Here is a 17,581-nt window from a genome sequence, read left to right as displayed (position 1 = left end):
GGCTTATTCCGTGGTCCAATACAAAGTGTAATCTAAATAAATTATATCATGAAAAAGGTACTAATCATTTTTTTGTTAGCTACGTTGGGCATGACCGCCCAAGTAAAAGAAACGAGAAATACGGGAGTTTTTAGCCGCGTTAAAGTGTCGCAGGGCATAGAACTGACATACTCGATTTCCACTACGCCCAAGATTACGGTGGAGACCGATAGCAAGGAAACGCTTCAATGGGTTAGGACCCAAGTCAAGGGGTCGGTTTTAGAAGTTTATATCGAAAGCGAAAAAAACAGTTGGGGCAAGGGCAAAAGTCGCCGTTTCAAGAATGTAAAAGTAAGCGTACAAGGGCCGCACTTAAATGCTGTAGCCGTGTCTTCGTCGGCTAAATTTATCGGTAAAGACGCGCTAAAAGCAGACGATTTTACCTTGGAAGCCTCTTCCTCGGGTTACTTTAAGGGCGAGGTGAAAGCCAAGAACTGCGTAGTGGCGGTTTCCTCTTCTGCCGATGTAAAAGCCGATATACAAGCGTCGGACCGCTTGGAAATTAAAACGAGCTCCTCTTCCGATTTTTCGGGCGCCGTAAGTGCGGCAAAGTTGAAGCTGTCGGCGAGTAGCTCTTCGGCGATGAAATTAACAGGCGACGTAAAGAGCGCAGTGGCAGAAATGTCCAGTTCTGCAAAAATAGAGGCCGGGGATTTAAAGTTAAGAGAATTAAAGGCATCGGCCAGTTCGTCTTCTACCGGAGTTTTTTATGTATCTGAAAAAATCGATGCTTCGGCAGCTTCCTCGGCATACATCAATTACTCTGGTAATCCGACCCAAGTCAATGTAAAAAACAGCTCTTCGGGCAAGGTCAACAAAAAATAAACCGCAGTGAAAGCCGTCGCTAAAACCTAGTGACGCTAGCGGTTTATCGCAACATTCTTTTTTTATTCGGGTTTTTGTAGAACCTCTCGGTCGAGAGGTTCGCAAAAACTTTTTTGGTTTTAAGCCGCGGGCAATTCCAATTTGCGGGAAATATCGCGGTGAAACGCCTTGATAAATCCGTTAAAGTGCGGGTTGAAAAGGATTTTTGGATGCTAAATGCGATTTAAAACCAACAAAATTCGCAAAACCAAGGCTGGCGTTCGCTTACTTCGCGTCAAACAAATCGTTTTTACGAGGGCTTTGGTGTTTTTCCGAACGCAACAGCGCTTATACGTCCAGGCCGGATAAAGGCGCGTACGACGAGCGTTTTGCGGAATCCACTAAATAGCGCTAGGCGATTTTGACGCGATTGGTTTTCTCTATCGCTGTCTTATTCTTATCTATATTTAGAATACATTAACTTTAGAATCTCGACATTTACCATTATATTTGCCTATTAACGACAGGGGTATTAATCTGTTGGAAACGAAACGTATATCATGAAATTAGATCGAAAAGAAATTCTTAAAGCATTGGAGACGATTTCCGTTGCGGGAGAAGGAAAAAATATGGTAGAGAGTGGTGTTGTTCAGAATGTTATGACCTTCGGTGACGAAGTCGTTGTGGATTTGATCTTGACTACTCCTGCTTTACACATAAAAAAAAGAGCTGAGGTAGATGTGATGAAAGCCATACACGATCAGATCGACGCCAAGGCCAAAGTAAAGGTAAACATCAAAGTTGAGGCAGCAGACAAACCGGAAATCAAGGGAAAAGCCATACCCGGTATCAGTAATATCGTAGCGATTTCTTCTGGAAAAGGAGGTGTTGGAAAGTCGACCGTTACGGCAAACATTGCGGTAACCTTGACCAATATGGGCTTTAAAGTGGGTATTTTGGATGCCGATATCTACGGACCTTCTATGCCGATTATGTTTGATGTGGAAAACGCCAGACCCATTTCTGTAGAAGTAGATGGAAAGTCCAAGATGAAACCCATTAGCAGTTATGGGGTGGAAATCCTATCGATCGGATTTTTTACAAGACCTGATCAGGCGGTTATTTGGAGAGGGCCTATGGCATCCAAAGCCTTGAATCAGATGATTTTTGATGCAGATTGGGGAGCCTTGGATTTCTTGTTGCTGGATTTACCTCCGGGAACAGGTGATATACATTTATCTATTTTACAGTCTTTACCTGTTACAGGAGCTGTAGTGGTAAGTACACCACAAGCGGTAGCCTTGGCCGATGCCAAAAAAGGCGTATCGATGTTTATGTCCGACAGTATCAATGTTCCGGTTTTGGGAATTATTGAGAACATGGCCTATTTTACACCAGAAGAATTACCAAATAATAAATATTACATCTTTGGAGAAGGGGGAGCGCGCAATTTGGCTCAGGACTTAGAAGTGCCTTTCTTGGGAGAAGTACCCTTGGTGCAGAGCATTCGCGAAGCAGGTGATTACGGTCGCCCAGCAGCCCTTCAAGAAGGAACAGTTGTAGCTAATGCTTTTGATGCAATTGTCAAAAATGTAGTGCAAGAGGTAGTTAAGAGAAACGAGAGTTTACCGGCTACTGAAGCAGTTAAAATAACGACTATGGCGGGTTGTTCTGCAGTGCAAAAAAACTAAACAGCATTTTTACACTCATTTAAATTAAAATTATGACAACAAACAGTATTCAGCTCAACGTTGAAAAAGCCTTAGAAGAAATTCGTCCGTTCTTAAATTCAGATGGAGGCGATATTACGCTTATTTCAATCGAAGACAACAAGCACGTAAAAGTTCGATTAGAAGGAGCCTGTACCTCTTGTAGTGTTAATCAAATGACGCTGCGCGCAGGGGTGGAAACCACCATCAAAAAGTACGCTCCGGAAATCGAAACCGTTGTAAACGTAGAATAATAGGGTCAGTGCCCGAACTTTTTAGTGTCATTATTTCCAAAATGAAAGTCGTTTCAATCGGGGTGAATTGACATTTATCATGGTATAGGCTAGAAAGATTTATAACCTTTGTAATAAATTTTAAAACTATGATTCAAACCGATATTTTAATCATTGGTGCCGGTCCAACAGGACTATTTACCGTTTTTGAAGCGGGTCTTTTAAAGTTAAAATGTCATATTATTGATGGACTCCCGCAGCCGGGAGGACAATTGACGGAGTTGTATCCGAAGAAACCCATTTTTGATATACCGGGATATCCCTCTGTTGGAGCTGGAGAGTTAGTCGATAATTTGATGGAACAGATCAAGCAATTCCAACCGGGCTTTACCCTAAATGAAGTAGCCGAAACCATTGATAAATTAGAGGATGGCACTTTTATAGTGACCACCAATAAAGGCACAAAACACCACGCAAAGGCCGTGGCTATTGCTGGGGGATTGGGCAGTTTTGAACCGCGTAAACCCCTTATAGATAACATCGCTTATTACGAGGATAAAGGCGTGGAGTATTTTGTAAAAGATCCCGAGCTATTCCGCGACAAGCGCATAGTGATTTCGGGCGGAGGCGACTCGGCTTTGGATTGGAGTGTGTTTTTGGCCGACGTGGCCAAAGAAGTTACCTTGGTTCACCGACGCAATGAGTTCCGCGGAGCCTTGGATTCTGTAGAAAAAGTACAGGCGCTAAAGGATCAGGGGAAAATCAATTTATTGACACCAGCCGAAGTTATTAGCATACAAGGCCAAGACCGTTTGGAAGGGGTAACCTTAGAACACGAAGGCGGACAAGTATCCTTGACTTGTGATCACTTTATACCGCTGTTTGGCTTGACACCCAAATTGGGACCCATAGCCAATTGGGGATTGGACATTGAGAAAAACGCCATTAAAGTTAATAATGCACTCGATTACCAAACCAATATTGAAGGAATTTACGCCATAGGCGATATCAATACCTATCCGGGAAAACTAAAGTTGATCCTATGTGGTTTCCACGAAGCGACCTTGATGTGTCAAAGCGTGTATAACCGATTGAATCCAGGTAAGAAATACGTGCTAAAATACACCACCGTTTCCGGCATTGACGGATTTGATGGCAGTAGAAAAGAAGCGGAGAAAGCCGTGGTAAAAGCTATAGATTAAAGAAATGACAGATATTAAAATTACAATTGTTGACCGAGAAGGAGTGCGCCATGTCGTAGATGCGCCTACAGATATGAATATGAATGTGATGGAATTGGTAAGGGCCTATGAATTGGCACCTGAAGGGACCATTGGAATCTGTGGTGGAATGGCGATGTGTGCTTCTTGCCAGTGTTATGTCTTAAACGACGTGGCGCTGCCCGAGAAGAACCCCGATGAAGATGCGATGTTGTGGGAAGCCTTTAATGTGAAGGAAAACAGCCGATTGGGATGTCAAATTCACCTCACGCCGGAAATTGACGGCTTGGAAGTGGAATTGGCTCCGGATATGTAATTTGAAAACAGTCTTTATATCCTATAAACAGGTTGTCCCTTTGGGCAGCCTGTTTTTTTGATTAAAGCGGTTTATACCAGCGGAACAGCCCAGCTTTTGCTGCAATACCCAGCATCATATAGGAGTTATAGGAGTTCAAACAGCAGGGCTAGTGCAGATCAGTTCAGGCGATTAGCCCAAAATGGCTGCAATTGCCACAGCAGCGATATACCCGCGGCGTCAAGTCTTGGAATATATTGAAAACAATTGCTGAATTCTCAGTATTAACATTGATTTCTAGTGTAAGAATACTTACTTTTGCTTCGCTGTTAAGCATATAGCATGCAATATGGAGTTCGCCCATACGCCTTCGTTTGTTTTCAACCAGCGCAGTGCGGGAAAAGGCGGTCGCTAAACCAATGAAATAGAGAAAAAACGGTATATGAAATCGCCCAGCACCCAAAGTTTGTTTTAAACAAGCAGAGCCGTACCACAGCGATACCATATCACCTTAACAAACCATTAAAATCGAGATATGAAACCAGATTTATTCCAAGCACCTGATTATTACTTGTTAGATGATTTATTATCTGAAGAGCACAAATTGGTGCGTGACGCTGCTCGGGCATGGGTGAAACGTGACGTTACCCCAATTATAGAAGAGTTTGCGCAAAAAGCAGAATTTCCAAAACAGTTGATCAAAGGTCTAGCAGAAATTGGTGGATTTGGTCCTTATATTCCAGAGGAATATGGAGGAGCGGGATTGGATCAAATCTCTTACGGTTTAATCATGCAAGAAATTGAGCGTGGCGATAGTGGTGTTCGTTCTACTTCGTCGGTACAGTCGTCTTTGGTTATGTATCCCATTTGGAAATACGGAAACGAAGAACAACGCAAAAAATACCTACCAAAATTAGCTACCGGCGAGTTTATCGGATGTTTTGGATTGACCGAGCCTGATTTCGGTTCAAACCCAAGCGGGATGATTTCGAACTTTAAAGATATGGGCGACCATTACCTTTTAAACGGAGCCAAGATGTGGATCTCCAATGCCCCTTTTGCCGATATTGCCGTAGTTTGGGCAAAAAACGAAGAAGGACGTATACACGGTCTAATCGTAGAGCGCGGAATGGAAGGATTCTCCACTCCGGAAACCCACAACAAATGGTCGTTAAGAGCTTCTGCTACAGGAGAGCTTATCTTTGACAACGTTAAAGTACCCAAAGAAAACCTATTGCCCAACAAGTCTGGATTAGGAGCACCGCTAGGATGTTTGGATTCGGCTCGTTATGGAATTGCTTGGGGCGCTATTGGAGCAGCGATGGATTGCTACGATACCGCTTTGCGTTATTCACAAGAGCGTATACAGTTCGACAAACCGATTGGAGCAACGCAATTGCAACAAAAGAAATTGGCCGAAATGATTACGGAAATCACCAAAGCACAGTTGTTAACGTGGAGATTGGGTGTATTGAGAAATGAGGGTAGAGCAACTACAGCACAAATCTCTATGGCCAAAAGAAACAACGTAGACATGGCTTTGACCATCGCTCGCGATGCCCGTCAAATGTTGGGAGGAATGGGTATTACAGGGGAATATTCAATCATGCGTCACATGATGAACTTGGAATCTGTAGTGACTTATGAGGGAACTCATGACATCCACCTATTGATTACGGGTATGGATGTAACCGGTTTTGCCGCATTCAAATAGTCTATAGACAAAGGTTAAAATCATAACAAAAGCTTCTCTTAATCGGGAAGCTTTTTTAATTTTGTAAAAAAAACAATCCATGACCCTTTCACAAATAAATGCGCGTATACAACCACATCGCGACTTGTTGTTGCAGCACTCCCTATATCACAAGATTCAAACCGTAACAGATTTGCAAATCTTTATGCAGGGACACGTATATGCCGTATGGGATTTTATGTCGTTACTCAAGGCCTTGCAGCAAAAGCTAACCTGTACTACGGTGCCTTGGTTTGCCTCGGCCAATCCCGAAACCCGCTACCTGATCAACGAAATCGTCTTGGCAGAAGAATCGGATTTGAGCCTGGACGGCCGTCGGTTGAGCCATTTTGAAATGTATGTAGAAGCGATGCAGGCTTCCGAAGCCGACATCCAACCCATCGAGCGGTTTCTGGAGGCGATTCACCGCAGCAATGCCGTGACTACGGCCATTGAAGAAGCGGCGATGCACCCGAAAATCAAGGCGTTTTTAAACTTTAGTTTCGGCGTAATCGCCCGAGGGAAAAGCCACGAAATAGCCGCGGCCTTTACCTTTGGACGGGAAGACCTCATACCGGCGATGTTTACCGAAATCCTGAGAAATTTCCAACAGCATTTTCCGCAAACCGATTTGTCCAAACTCCTCTATTACTTCGAAAGACACATCGAGTTGGATGCCGACGAACACGGTCCTATGGCCATGAAAATGATTGCAGAACTCTGTGGTAGCGATGCCGACAAATGGGAAGAAGTAGCTCAGGTTTCTATAGAAGCACTGCAGTGCAGAATAGGACTTTGGGATGCGATAGAAGAACAAATCCAAGCGTCAAACAAACAATAACCACGGTGTGCAACAGTTAAAAAACACGAGCCATGCTCAGGTCGGCCGCGCTTTGGCCTAGCAATCCCCAATAAAACAGCCAGCTTTCGAGCTGGCTTTTTTTGTGCGTGCCCCTGCGGGTCGGGCTGTCCGCTCTATCTTTTGTCGCGCTGCGCCGCTCAAAAGGATGCCGCTACCATCCCTCACGCGAGCCCGTGGAAAAAAGTCGCTTACTTCTTATTGGCGAGCCGTAGTATATCGCCAAAAACACCGCGTGCCGTTACCCGTGCTCCGGCACCCGCTCCTTGGATCACGATCGGTCGGTCGCCATAGGAGTCCGTATAAATCTCAAAAATGGAATCCGAACCCTGCAACTGCCCCAAAGCGCTGGATTGAGGAACAGAGATGAGCTTAACGGCTAAATTTGCTGGGGTTTCCCCACTTAAATCCCCGTATAAGTCGCCGACATAGCGCAAAACGTGCTCCGCCTCTTGCTCGGATTTGATGCGGTCGTACAGCGGATCCAAAACCGTCAACGACTGTAAAAAAGTAGCCGCCGTTACCGATTGCAGGGCGGGGGGAATCAGATTTTGAATCTGAATATCCGCCATTTCAAGCGGTAAATCCAATTCCCTTGCCAGGATCAATAACTTGCGCGCCACATCGTTTCCGTTGAGGTCTTCTCGGGGGTCGGGTTCGGTAAATCCCTGAGCGATGGCGCGCTGCAACACCGAACTCAATGTAGTGCTTTCCGAGGAAAAGGCGTTGAACAAAAAGCTCAAAGTTCCCGAGAATACCCCGCGAATACGCGTGATGTTCTCGCCGGATTGATGCAACAGCTGTATGGTGTCGATCAAGGGAAGTCCTGCGCCTACATTGGTTTCATATAAAAACTCTTTAAGGTATTTTTTCAAGTCCTCGCGCAGCCTCTGATAAAAGGAAAACGATAGGGTATTGGCTATTTTATTGGCCGCAACCAAGTCAAAACCGTGGCGGATCCACAGCGGATAACTCTCGGCAAAGGCGCTGCTTGCCGTTAAGTCTACCGCGATTAAATGACCCAAATGCTGTTGTTCTGCCCAGTCGAATACCGTTTGGGCTGCTGTCGGTATCGCACTTTCGGCCAGTTCGCGCTCCCACTGCTGCGAAATTCCATGGACGTTGAACAGGATCCGCTTGGAATTGGAAACCCCAACGATGCGGATCGACAAGTTTTTTTTAGACTCTAAGTCCGCACGAGCCGCTAAGAGCTGCTCGATTAACACCCGTCCCACCGTCCCCACGCCAAACAAAAAGAGGTGGATGGTTTTGTCGATGCCAAAGATTTCGCCGTGTACGATGTTCAATGCCTTTTTCAGCTGCCGCTGCGGCAATACCAAGCTGATTTGATGCCCCGTAACCGTATTGCTGATCAATAGCGGAACGATTTGATTGTTGATCAGGGCGCTATAAGAGCGTTGGAAGGTCGATAGATCTTGTCCGATGATCGAGAGTACCGATACGGCTTCTGTCGCGTAGATGCTGCTGATGTCTTCAGCGGCTATGTCTGCTTTAAAAGCCAACTGCAGCGATTCTAGCGCTTGTGCGGTATCCGATTCCGCAACGACAAAGGCGATGCCCCGTTCGGAAGCCCCTTGCGAAATGATGTTAACGCTGATTTGTCGTTGGGCCAGCGCTTCAAAAATCCGCGCATCGATGCCCACTTTGCCCAACAAGCCCTTGCCTGTAATTTGAATCAAGCTGGTTTTTTCCAAAACGCTCAAGGCTCGTATGCCCGATTTGCTCGAGTCGCCGCTGATCAGGGTGCCGCAATCGTCGGGTTTAAAAGTATTGAGAATGCGCAGCGGAATTTGCTGCTCCAACAGGGGGATTATGGTTTTGGCATGGAGAATACTCGCGCCCAAATGTGCAATTTCACTGGCCTCTTCATAACTTAAATGCGCTATTTTTTGCGCATCGGCTACCCAATCTGGATTGGCGGTATATATGCCGTCGATATGCGTATAGCTCTTGAGCTCTGAGGCCTCGAGGTAGGAGGCGAATAAGGAGGCGCTGTAATTGCTGCCGTTTCTGCCCAGGGTCGTGGTTTCTCCCGTGAGCGTACTGCCGATAAAACCCGTGATGATGCCGATTTGTTGTGCCACCTCATTTTGAAAATAGCTGCGGGTGTTTTGTCGCGATGGGGTGTCTAAGGGCTGTGCCTGACCGTAAGTGGCGGTGGTGCGCAGCAGCTGTCTCGCATCGACAAAGCAGGCGAGTAGGCCCTGTGCAATCAATTGATGTGCGAGCGTTTTGGCCGCGATAATTTCGCCCTGTGCCAACAGCAGGTCGCGGTGCTTGTCGCTGTAGTCGCCCAAAAGGGAAACCCCTTCCAGCAGTTTGTCAATCAGCGTATATTCGGCGGTAAGATCGGCACTGCTGCTGTGCAATTGCGTCAACTGCTCGAAGTCGGCTTGGTAAGCTTCCGCCCTAGCGGCACTTTGCAGCAAGCGCTCCAAGCGGTCGGTGGTGTCGTCTATGGCGGAAACCACTACGTGAAAGGGCGTGCCTTCTCGGTGGTGTTGATCGATGATATGGCATACGGCGGCAAAACCATGCGGTTGTGCCAGAGATTTTCCTCCGAATTTTAATATTTTCATGAAATCAATTGTTTGTTATGGATTAGTGATTGGTTTGGGGCTACACCGTAAAAATGGGTGCGAGCAGCTTGTCGAGCTGTTCGTATTCCATTAAAAAGGCATCGTGTCCGTGTATGGATACCAGTTGCCGATAGGGTTGCTGGGAGCCGTGTTCCTGTAAGAAATCCCCTGATTTTCGTATAGTTGCCGCCGTAAAAAAGAGGTCGCTATCTATGCCGATCGGGTGAATTTTCAGGGTATGGTGCTGCGCCAATTTTGCCAAGTCGCTCCACTGATACGTCTGCCCAATGGTTTTGAGCAGTTGATTCATCAGCAAATACGCCGACAGCGAAAAGCGCGCATCGAGTTTTTTACCGTGGTGCGCCAACCAGCTTTCGGACTTGTATTGAGTCTCCGACTGCTTTTGCAGTCCGAATTTTTGGTCTATAGACTCCGGGCTGCGGTAGAGCAACATGGCGTGTGCCCGAGCGTCCATTATAGGTTGAGACGAGTTTTGCAGCAATTGGTGCTGGACGTATACCTGACCAATTACCCAATCTGTCGCCTTCCAATTGGTGGCAATGGGAATCAGGTGTTGGAACAAGTGCGGCTGTTGAAAGGCCATCTCCCAGGCAATTCCGCCGCCGAGACTACCGCCGATCACGGCAAAAACCGCCCTGATTTTTAGCGCAGCTATACCCTGCAAAAACAACTGGGCAACATCGTGTGTAGTCCAGTTTTCCCAGTCCAATACCGCAGGACCGCTACCGTTGCCGGGCGTGTCAAATGCGATTACCGTATAGCGGTTGGTATCGATGACTTTTTCCGCGCCCACCACAGCTTTCCACCAGCCCGTTTCCCCGCTTACCGCAGAATTTCCCGTTAAGGCGTGAAGCACCACTACCACGGGTGCCGTGTGTAGGGCGCAACCGTAGCGGCGATAGCTCAGGTCGATTTTTTGGCTACGACCATTTAGAAATACAAGGGGGAGAAGGGGCAGTTGGCGGAGGGTGCTCATGGTATGTGGATTTACAATTGGGAAAAAGCTTGCTGTAGGTCTTGTTTGAGGTCTTCGATGTCTTCTATACCGACGGAGAGTCGAATCAAATCGCGACTTACACCAGTGGTGTGCTGCTGCTCTTCGTTTAGTTGGTGATGGGTGGTGCTGGCGGGATGTATAATCAGTGATTTGGTATCGCCAATATTGGCTACTAGCGAAAAGAGTTCGGTGGCATCCACCGCTTTTTTAGCCGCTTCATAACCCCCTTTTAGACCGAAGGTAACCACGCCGCTCTGCCCTTTGGGAAGGTATTTCTGAACGCGTTGGTATTGCGGACTCGACGGCAATCCGGGGTAGTTTACCCAGGCTACGGCATCGTTTTGCGTTAACCACTGTGCGAGTGCTAAGGCATTTTCGCTGTGTTTGACGATGCGCAGCGGCAGGGTTTCCAATCCCTGTAATATTTGAAAGGCATTAAGCGGACTAAGAGCAGCGCCCAAATCGCGCAATCCCTCTATGCGCACCTTGGCGATAAAGGCAGCTTTACCCAAGGCGTCGTGGTAAATCAGCCCGTGGTATCCCGCTGAGGGTGTCGTAAATTCGGGAAATAATCCGCTGGACCAGTCAAAAGTCCCCGCATCGATTATGGCGCCACCCAGCGAAGTACCGTTGCCACAAATGTACTTGGTCAGGGAGTGAATCACGATGTTGGCTCCATCTTTAATCGGATTCCACAAACAAGGAGAGGCTACGGTATTGTCGACGATAAAGGGGATTTTGGCCTGTTTGGCGATGTCGGAAATACCGCGTAAATCCAAGACATCGAGTTTGGGATTGCCCAAGCTTTCAACAAATACGGCGCGGGTTGCCGGGGTAATGGCCTTTTTAAAGTTCTCGACCTCCGACGGATCGACAAAAGTGGTGTGTATGCCCAAGCGGGGAAGCGTTACCTGAAGTAAGTTGTAGGTGCCGCCATACAGGCTACTCGAGGCCACGATGTGGTCGCCGCTTTTTAGTAGGGTCAACAGGGCGGTGGAAATCGCCGATGCGCCCGAAGCCGTAACCACGGCTGCTATGCCGCCTTCCAGTGCCGCCAAGCGCTGCTCGAGCACGTCGTTGGTCGGATTGTTTAGGCGGGTATAAATGTAGCCCGGTATCGATAAATTGAATAAACCCGCAGCGTGATCGCTGTCGCGAAATACATACGAACTGCTTTGGTAAATCGGAACGGCTCGGGTTCCCGCTACGGCTTGGGTGTCGTGTCCACTGTGTAAGGCTAGTGTTGAAATTTTTGTCGTGCTCATGGTTTTATATATTTGAATGGTTAAAAAGTTACAAAACGAAAAAAGTCCTTTTGGCCAGGGCCAAAAGGACTTCAAGAAAAACTAGTGATAGTTTGTTAGCTTGGCTTTGGGCAATAGCAAGGTGGGATGTAAGTCATCATAGACATCATCATCATCATCATTGACATGGCGTTAAGCGGTGTAATTACTAGCATTAGAATGAATTTAAAACAAAAAAGCCCTTGCAGTTGCAAAGGCTTTTAGGTGTATTGTTATAGTTGATTTATAAACACAGCGAGCCTTGCGGAGTAGTCCACATCATTAGCATCATCGGGTTTACAAAATTCGAAATCATTTTTGGTATTTTTATTGAGACAAATGTAGAGAAGAAAAACAGTTAAAAGCAAATTAAAATAGAATTTTAACATTTTTATGGGCTGTTTTATATTATATAACTTACTTTATTAATGTTAAATCAAACGTTTATTATTTCTTTAAGCCTTGTCGATATATTTTTCCAATTTGTGTCAAGATTAATAGTCCGTATCTGAATTTTATGATTGTCATATTTAAAATCTAAATCATAATCTCTCTCAATAGTTGGGTACAAAAGTATTCCAGTTGCCATTTTAGTTTTTTCACTACCATCTTGCTGATTTAATAAATAACTAAATAGCTGATATAGGTTAGATGACCTAATTCGCTCTTTGTCGTAATTGACAGTCATTGTCTCTTTATAATATTTAGCATCAATAATTATCTTTTTTTCTTCATTTTCCAATGAAATATCAGTTTCCATTTGAGGTAGATACTGATGACTTTCAATATCATCTTCTTGAAATTGCCATTTAATTATTTCTTTTTTAACAGTATTAAATTTTCTCTGCTCAATACGATAAAAATTTCTAATAAACGCTTCAAACAACTGATTCATTTTCTTTTCATCCCTTGTAAAGTCAGAAAATTTGTATTTTCCTTTTTCTTCTGATGGTAATGTACTTTGAAAAATAAGATGACATACATTCATCACAAAACCATAAAAACGATTATTTCTGTTTAACTTGACTTGTTTAAAGTGACTTCCTTTGATTTCAATTAAGTCAACTCCGAGTAACATTTTTTGCAATTTTGCTAATTCCATTTTTAGGATAGGGTCAATGCCTTTTGTTCTTGTGAGCCTATAAATTGTTGAAACCAAAATTTGATTTGTGATTATATTGGGAGAGAAATCATCATAAGTACAAACAGTTTTTTGTTTGAAAGGTAAATTTCTCTTGAGAGTCTGACTGATTTCAATTTTGCCTTTAATCCCTGAAATTTCTTCTTGGTGGTCAATATAGCTTTTATCGATTCCTCTTTTGAGTAAAAGCTTTGAAGATGTAATTAGTACCTTAGCAAATAAATCGAGTAATTCTGTTTTGTCATCTATAGAAACATCAACACGCTCTTTTTCGTCTAACTTATTCCAAGCATAGCAAAGCAAAAAGTATATATTTTCAATTGGGATTGCCATTTTTTATCTCGAAAGCTGTTTTAATATATCAGAAACTTTTGAAAGATCGTCAAACCAAATCTCTTCCAGCAACGGCTTTAGTTCATAATTTAATATGTCCGACCACCATATATTTTCAATTCCAGCATTTGAGTATGTACAAAAATAGCTATGTCCAATTTGAAAGCCTTCTCCAAGGTTAACATCTTCTCTTATTTTGATATTTAATTTTGAAATTGAAGTGCATATGTGTTCAATAATTCCCTCTGATAAACCTTTGTCACTTAAAAACGAGCGAAAGTTTAGACCATATTCAGGCTGTAATGAAACAAAAGCAAATCTTCTTCTCAAAGCATAATCTACTATTGCAAGAGAACGGTCAGCCGTATTCATTGTGCCAATTATATACAGATTTTCTGGAACATAAAATCGGTCTTCTTCATCTTCTGAATATGTAAGTTTTAATGCAAATTTTTCATCTCTTTTATCAGCTTCAATTAACATCAATAACTCGCCAAATATTTTACTTAGGTTACCTCTATTGATTTCGTCAATTATGAAAAAGAAAGGACGGTCAGGATGAGCCAACGCTCTTTGACAAAATGAGTAAAAAATCCCATCTCGTAAATCAAAACCTCCTTTTTGGGTAGGGCGTAGACCTTGTATAAAATCCTCATAACTATAAGATTGATGAAATTGAACCATTTCAATATTAGTATCTTTTATCTCTTGCATAATTTCATAAGCAAGTTTTCTAGCGATAAAAGTCTTTCCTACACCTGGAGGACCTTGTAGAATTATATTTTTCTTCCGCTTTAATAGAGAAACGGTATTCAAGAAATCTTCTTCACTGATAAATGGTTTGTCTGCATCTTCAGAAAATTTGTAACTCTTGATGTTTTCAGACTGAAGGAGTTTTTCTGTGATAATATTTTTATTATCAATGATCTCTCTTATAATTTCATATTCTTCCTCTGTCAACTTGAATAAACTTCCTTGGTTATTTATAAAAACTTCACATTCTTGAAGCGAGGGATTGTTTTTCAAATCATTCCAATGAATAGGAATTTCTAATTTTTCAATCAGTTCAAACTCAATTTCTTCTCCTTTGACTGTATTATGAATTCCTTGTGTAATTTCATAAATAGCTTTTATTTGCTTAGTAGGGGTACTTTCATACCCAATCATTAAATCACCTCTTTTGGTAGCTTCGAAATGTTTGTAGATTCTTCTTTTGTTTCCTTTTTCATTATGGGTGGTATAGGTCTGTTTCTCCCCAACATTATGTTTACTAATTGACCAAATTTTTGGATTTGCATTTAACCACCAATAATTTATGTCGTCATCTGGTTCGTGAGTAGTATCTTGTGGTAATTCAATATCTCTATTCTCTTTAACTTGCAATGTTCTGTTCAATAAACTCTGAAACTTGTCTTCGGGTATGATTAATTCTTCTGTAAGATTAAATTTTTCAAAAGTCTCTATAAATATTTTCCACTCGTTTGAATAGAAAGAGTTAATTATTTTTATGAAATCTGTTTCAGGATAATGCTTATAATAATTGCCTTTGCCCTTTTTTTCGAATCCTCCTATTTTCTCAATTATTTCTTCATAAGCTTGTATAATTTGTGTATCTTTTTCTGATTGAAATGCTAACTCAAGATAGGCATTGGGATTTTCAATATCCCAAAAATTAAATACCAAACCTGCTTGTCTAGTTTTGTTTTTCCAATCACCTTTATTTACCAAACCGAGAAAAATGTAATGACTTCCTTGAAACCAATATCCTTTTCTAAGTCTTTCACTATCTTTTTTTCTAAGCCAAAAAGTTAGGTCAGTATATTTTTCTTCTTTGAGTTTCAGTAAATGTTGAAGGATTTTATCGCTCCAATTTATTATCAGTTCTTCTTGTGTCATACTTTCTTTTTTACTCCTGATTTCGGTATTTTCTTTGCTGTTTGTATAACCCCGAAACTGGTCAATATTTATACTATTTTAACTTTCGTAGATATTATTTTTATCAATGCCTAAAGTACAAAAAAAGCCAAAGCGGTTAGCATTGACTTTAGTACTTATAATTTATAATGATTTTTCAGAGGTTAGAAACAAAAGACTGCACCATACCTTTAAATTTGTGCGATACCTTCTGCATATCTTTTCCGACTTTCTCGTTTAGAATTTTTGCATAAATCTGAGTCGTGGCAATGTTTTTATGCCCTAACATTTTGCTTAAACTTTCCAAGGGAACTCCCTCGCTCAAAAACAAGGTGGCAAACGTATGTCGTGCCAAATGAAAGGTTACTTTCTTTTCTTTCAAGCAGTCGATTTGTTCGGATATTGCTCTTAATCTATCGTTGCAGTAGCTGTTAGACGGAACAGGAAAAACCTTGCCGTCCTTTGAAAATCCTGCATATTTCTCAATAATCATTTTTGGAATATCCAACAGCATCACGTTTGACGATGTAGCTGTCTTTTTTCTGCGTACAATAATCCATTGGTTACCGTCAAAAAACTCTTGGATATTGCTGTTCTTAAGCCCTTTTATATCCAAATACGAAAGTCCTGTAAAGCAACTGAAAACAAAGAGGTCTTTTACCAATTCGTCTTTCTTTTTCTCGCAGTTGAACGTTACGAGCTGTTCCAATTCGTTCCGTAACAGATAGCCACGGTCTTTGTCCATTTTAGTATTCTTGTATTCGCTGAACGGACTGAAAGTAAGATGCTTTCTGCTCATTGCTAATCGGCAAAGCGTAGTAAATCCAATCATATACAGCCAAATGGTGTTGTGTGTCAAACTTTGGTCGTCACGTAGGTAATAATCAAAGTCCTGAACAAAATTAGGTGTAAGGTCGTTAAAAGACACATCGGAATAACCGTATTTTGTAAGTGCAAAATTTCGAAGATGTTTTAACAGTGTTTTGTACTTACTGCGTGTGCCATTCACCCGAAGTCCGCTATTAACCTTTTTTTCATAATCGGACAGGAACTGTTCATAGAATTTGAAAAAGGTAAGTTCTCCGCTTTCCATTCCGAGAAAGGCATTTTTAAGTTTAGCACTGTTTACAGCCCCCTCGTTCTTCAGAATTTTGGAATAGCATTCCTCAATACCCGAACGAATTTTGTCAAGTTTGCTGTTTGTGTCTTGGGCTTCTCGGCTTTTACCTAAAAACCTGCCGTACTTCAAATCCCAATTTGTTGCGGAAATATCCAGCTTTGTACTGAATGCAGACTGTTTGCCGTTTACGGTAATCCTGCACATAACCGTAACCTTTCCGTTTTTCTTTGGGGCGTTCTTTTTAAGGTAAAACAACACCTTAAACGTTGATTTTTTTGTCGTTTCCATACTCACAATTCTTAATGATAAAATTAAACTTATGTGAGCTACGGAACAATATGAAAAACTATGCAGGATGCTGAAATACAGTATTTTAAAGATGTTGTTTCTGTTTTCAAAAGTAACGTTTTAGTAACCTTACTTTTGCCAAACCTCGCTTTTTACTGCTTTTTATCTCATTACCAAAAAATCATAAAACGGCTGTAAAGCCTTTATTTACAACCGTTTTGCCTGTTATTAATCTTTAATGTATTTTTACTGAAACTTTATTTTAAAATACCCTTTATAATTTAAGGTAGAAATCCTTAACGAGTTCAGTGAATTCGGGGGTGTACTGATGTTTCTAAGAAAGAAACTGACTATACTTTTAGTTTTAAAAAATAAAGATCTTTAATGGTGTCCCAACAAAAATCGTAATCTTGTTGAAGAGAAAGGTCTTCGCCATAGGGTTTTGCGGTCTTATATTTGAGTGTTGTTCCCGCTTTATATTTTTGTCCGTGTCGAAAATCAAAGTCGGAGGTGTCTGACGAATAATTCTCCTTAGAACAATAATGAGAATGGTCTGTTGCGAGAATAAAATAACAAAGGTCTATGTCGTGACTTTTATATAATTCAAGATTTGAAATATCTTTGAATACATCATACCGATTATTAGGTTCTCTATGATTGTTTTTTTTAAAAAATTTGAGTTCAATAGCAACTTTGGTTGTGCTGTCATCATCTTGGTATTTCAAAAGCAAATCCACCCTTGCTCTTTCAGATTTACTCTTTATACTTGTGGTGTTTAGAGAAATATACGTTTCAAATTCAAGGTGAAATTTATCGACAAGTCGAAATTCGTAAAGCTGACCTATAGTTTTTAAAATATGTCCAAACTCCAGTTGAAAGGCACTTTCATTTCTCGCGGTTAATCCACCGTATGCAAGTTTGTGTGTTAATAATTTATATGCGGTTTCAACTATTTCTTCGGTAAGTTTTATTTGGTGTTCTTTGAGCATTTTT

The 17,581-nt window shown here is 42.2% G+C and carries 14 protein-coding genes; 7 read left to right on the top strand and 7 right to left on the bottom strand.

The genetic code is table 11. The features are described from left to right. Positions 1 to 48: 48 nt before the first annotated feature. The 7 genes from ACQZ43_RS02560 to ACQZ43_RS02530 all read left to right on the top strand — a co-directional run bounded on the left by ACQZ43_RS02560 (position 49) and on the right by ACQZ43_RS02530 (position 6,873). The gene (locus ACQZ43_RS02560; RefSeq protein WP_430614288.1) at positions 49 to 864 is read left to right on the top strand and encodes a GIN domain-containing protein; all 816 of its coding nucleotides are present in this window, start codon (positions 49 to 51) and stop codon (positions 862 to 864) included. A 539-nt stretch (positions 865 to 1,403) separates the two neighbouring features. After that, entirely contained in the window at positions 1,404 to 2,534 is a 1,131-nt protein-coding gene (locus ACQZ43_RS02555) for a P-loop NTPase (protein WP_430614287.1), read from the top strand. A gap of 32 nt (positions 2,535 to 2,566) precedes the next feature. After that, the gene (locus ACQZ43_RS02550) at positions 2,567 to 2,806 is read left to right on the top strand and encodes a NifU family protein (protein ID WP_430614286.1); all 240 of its coding nucleotides are present in this window, start codon (positions 2,567 to 2,569) and stop codon (positions 2,804 to 2,806) included. A 128-nt stretch (positions 2,807 to 2,934) separates the two neighbouring features. Then, a complete protein-coding gene (locus tag ACQZ43_RS02545; protein ID WP_430614285.1) occupies positions 2,935 to 3,987 on the top strand; it encodes an NAD(P)/FAD-dependent oxidoreductase in 1,053 nt (350 codons plus the stop codon). Between the two features lie 4 nt (positions 3,988 to 3,991). Then, a complete protein-coding gene (locus ACQZ43_RS02540) occupies positions 3,992 to 4,321 on the top strand; it encodes a ferredoxin (RefSeq protein ID WP_430614284.1) in 330 nt (109 codons plus the stop codon). 514 nt (positions 4,322 to 4,835) lie between these two features. Continuing rightward, positions 4,836 to 6,014: an acyl-CoA dehydrogenase family protein gene (locus ACQZ43_RS02535; protein ID WP_430614283.1), complete on the top strand. Its 1,179-nt coding sequence runs from the start codon at positions 4,836 to 4,838 to the stop codon at positions 6,012 to 6,014. 79 nt (positions 6,015 to 6,093) lie between these two features. Beyond that, positions 6,094 to 6,873: a DUF3050 domain-containing protein gene (locus tag ACQZ43_RS02530; protein ID WP_430614282.1), complete on the top strand. Its 780-nt coding sequence runs from the start codon at positions 6,094 to 6,096 to the stop codon at positions 6,871 to 6,873. Positions 6,874 to 7,082: 209 nt separating this feature from the next. On the opposite strand, the gene thrA is transcribed toward ACQZ43_RS02530, so the two are convergent. The 7 genes from thrA to ACQZ43_RS02495 all read right to left on the bottom strand — a co-directional run bounded on the left by thrA (position 7,083) and on the right by ACQZ43_RS02495 (position 17,577). After that, on the bottom strand, positions 7,083 to 9,491 hold the full coding sequence (gene thrA, locus ACQZ43_RS02525) for a bifunctional aspartate kinase/homoserine dehydrogenase I (RefSeq protein WP_430614281.1): 2,409 nt from the start codon (positions 9,489 to 9,491) through the stop codon (positions 7,083 to 7,085). Between the two features lie 40 nt (positions 9,492 to 9,531). Further along, the gene (locus tag ACQZ43_RS02520; RefSeq protein WP_430614280.1) at positions 9,532 to 10,488 is read right to left on the bottom strand and encodes an alpha/beta fold hydrolase; all 957 of its coding nucleotides are present in this window, start codon (positions 10,486 to 10,488) and stop codon (positions 9,532 to 9,534) included. 11 nt (positions 10,489 to 10,499) lie between these two features. Continuing rightward, the gene (locus ACQZ43_RS02515; protein WP_430614279.1) at positions 10,500 to 11,774 is read right to left on the bottom strand and encodes an O-acetylhomoserine aminocarboxypropyltransferase/cysteine synthase family protein; all 1,275 of its coding nucleotides are present in this window, start codon (positions 11,772 to 11,774) and stop codon (positions 10,500 to 10,502) included. 454 nt (positions 11,775 to 12,228) lie between these two features. After that, positions 12,229 to 13,266 carry a 5-methylcytosine-specific restriction endonuclease system specificity protein McrC gene (mcrC, locus tag ACQZ43_RS02510; RefSeq protein WP_430614278.1) on the bottom strand — a complete coding sequence of 346 codons (1,038 nt, stop codon included), beginning with the start codon at positions 13,264 to 13,266 and terminating at the stop codon, positions 12,229 to 12,231. Between the two features lie 3 nt (positions 13,267 to 13,269). After that, positions 13,270 to 15,162, bottom strand: a complete 1,893-nt coding sequence (locus ACQZ43_RS02505; protein ID WP_219241759.1) for an AAA family ATPase — start codon at positions 15,160 to 15,162, stop codon at positions 13,270 to 13,272. A 175-nt stretch (positions 15,163 to 15,337) separates the two neighbouring features. Further along, a complete protein-coding gene (locus ACQZ43_RS02500) occupies positions 15,338 to 16,588 on the bottom strand; it encodes a site-specific integrase (RefSeq protein ID WP_430614277.1) in 1,251 nt (416 codons plus the stop codon). A 350-nt stretch (positions 16,589 to 16,938) separates the two neighbouring features. Then, complete coding sequence (locus tag ACQZ43_RS02495) at positions 16,939 to 17,577, bottom strand: hypothetical protein (protein WP_430614276.1); 639 nt, start codon at positions 17,575 to 17,577, stop codon at positions 16,939 to 16,941. Positions 17,578 to 17,581: the final 4 nt, after the last annotated feature.

The organism is Flavobacterium sp. JP2137 (assembly GCF_050562195.1).
Classification (GTDB): Bacteria; Bacteroidota; Bacteroidia; order Flavobacteriales; family Flavobacteriaceae; genus Flavobacterium.
The sequence above is the reverse complement of the archived record's forward strand: the minus strand, read 5'-3'. Positions and strand labels throughout refer to the sequence as shown.

What these genes read in the sequence shown, in the direction of transcription:
- thrA (WP_430614281.1), bottom strand. Translation starts at nt 9,491, where the DNA reads ATGAAAATATTAAAATTCGGAGGAAAATCTCTGGCACAACCGCATGGT.
- ACQZ43_RS02550 (WP_430614286.1), top strand. Translation starts at nt 2,567, where the DNA reads ATGACAACAAACAGTATTCAGCTCAACGTTGAAAAAGCCTTAGAAGAA.
- mcrC (WP_430614278.1), bottom strand. Translation starts at nt 13,266, where the DNA reads ATGGCAATCCCAATTGAAAATATATACTTTTTGCTTTGCTATGCTTGG.
- ACQZ43_RS02515 (WP_430614279.1), bottom strand. Translation starts at nt 11,774, where the DNA reads ATGAGCACGACAAAAATTTCAACACTAGCCTTACACAGTGGACACGAC.
- ACQZ43_RS02545 (WP_430614285.1), top strand. Translation starts at nt 2,935, where the DNA reads ATGATTCAAACCGATATTTTAATCATTGGTGCCGGTCCAACAGGACTA.
- ACQZ43_RS02535 (WP_430614283.1), top strand. Translation starts at nt 4,836, where the DNA reads ATGAAACCAGATTTATTCCAAGCACCTGATTATTACTTGTTAGATGAT.
- ACQZ43_RS02495 (WP_430614276.1), bottom strand. Translation starts at nt 17,577, where the DNA reads ATGCTCAAAGAACACCAAATAAAACTTACCGAAGAAATAGTTGAAACC.
- ACQZ43_RS02540 (WP_430614284.1), top strand. Translation starts at nt 3,992, where the DNA reads ATGACAGATATTAAAATTACAATTGTTGACCGAGAAGGAGTGCGCCAT.
- ACQZ43_RS02555 (WP_430614287.1), top strand. Translation starts at nt 1,404, where the DNA reads ATGAAATTAGATCGAAAAGAAATTCTTAAAGCATTGGAGACGATTTCC.
- ACQZ43_RS02500 (WP_430614277.1), bottom strand. Translation starts at nt 16,588, where the DNA reads ATGGAAACGACAAAAAAATCAACGTTTAAGGTGTTGTTTTACCTTAAA.
- ACQZ43_RS02560 (WP_430614288.1), top strand. Translation starts at nt 49, where the DNA reads ATGAAAAAGGTACTAATCATTTTTTTGTTAGCTACGTTGGGCATGACC.
- ACQZ43_RS02520 (WP_430614280.1), bottom strand. Translation starts at nt 10,488, where the DNA reads ATGAGCACCCTCCGCCAACTGCCCCTTCTCCCCCTTGTATTTCTAAAT.
- ACQZ43_RS02505 (WP_219241759.1), bottom strand. Translation starts at nt 15,162, where the DNA reads ATGACACAAGAAGAACTGATAATAAATTGGAGCGATAAAATCCTTCAA.
- ACQZ43_RS02530 (WP_430614282.1), top strand. Translation starts at nt 6,094, where the DNA reads ATGACCCTTTCACAAATAAATGCGCGTATACAACCACATCGCGACTTG.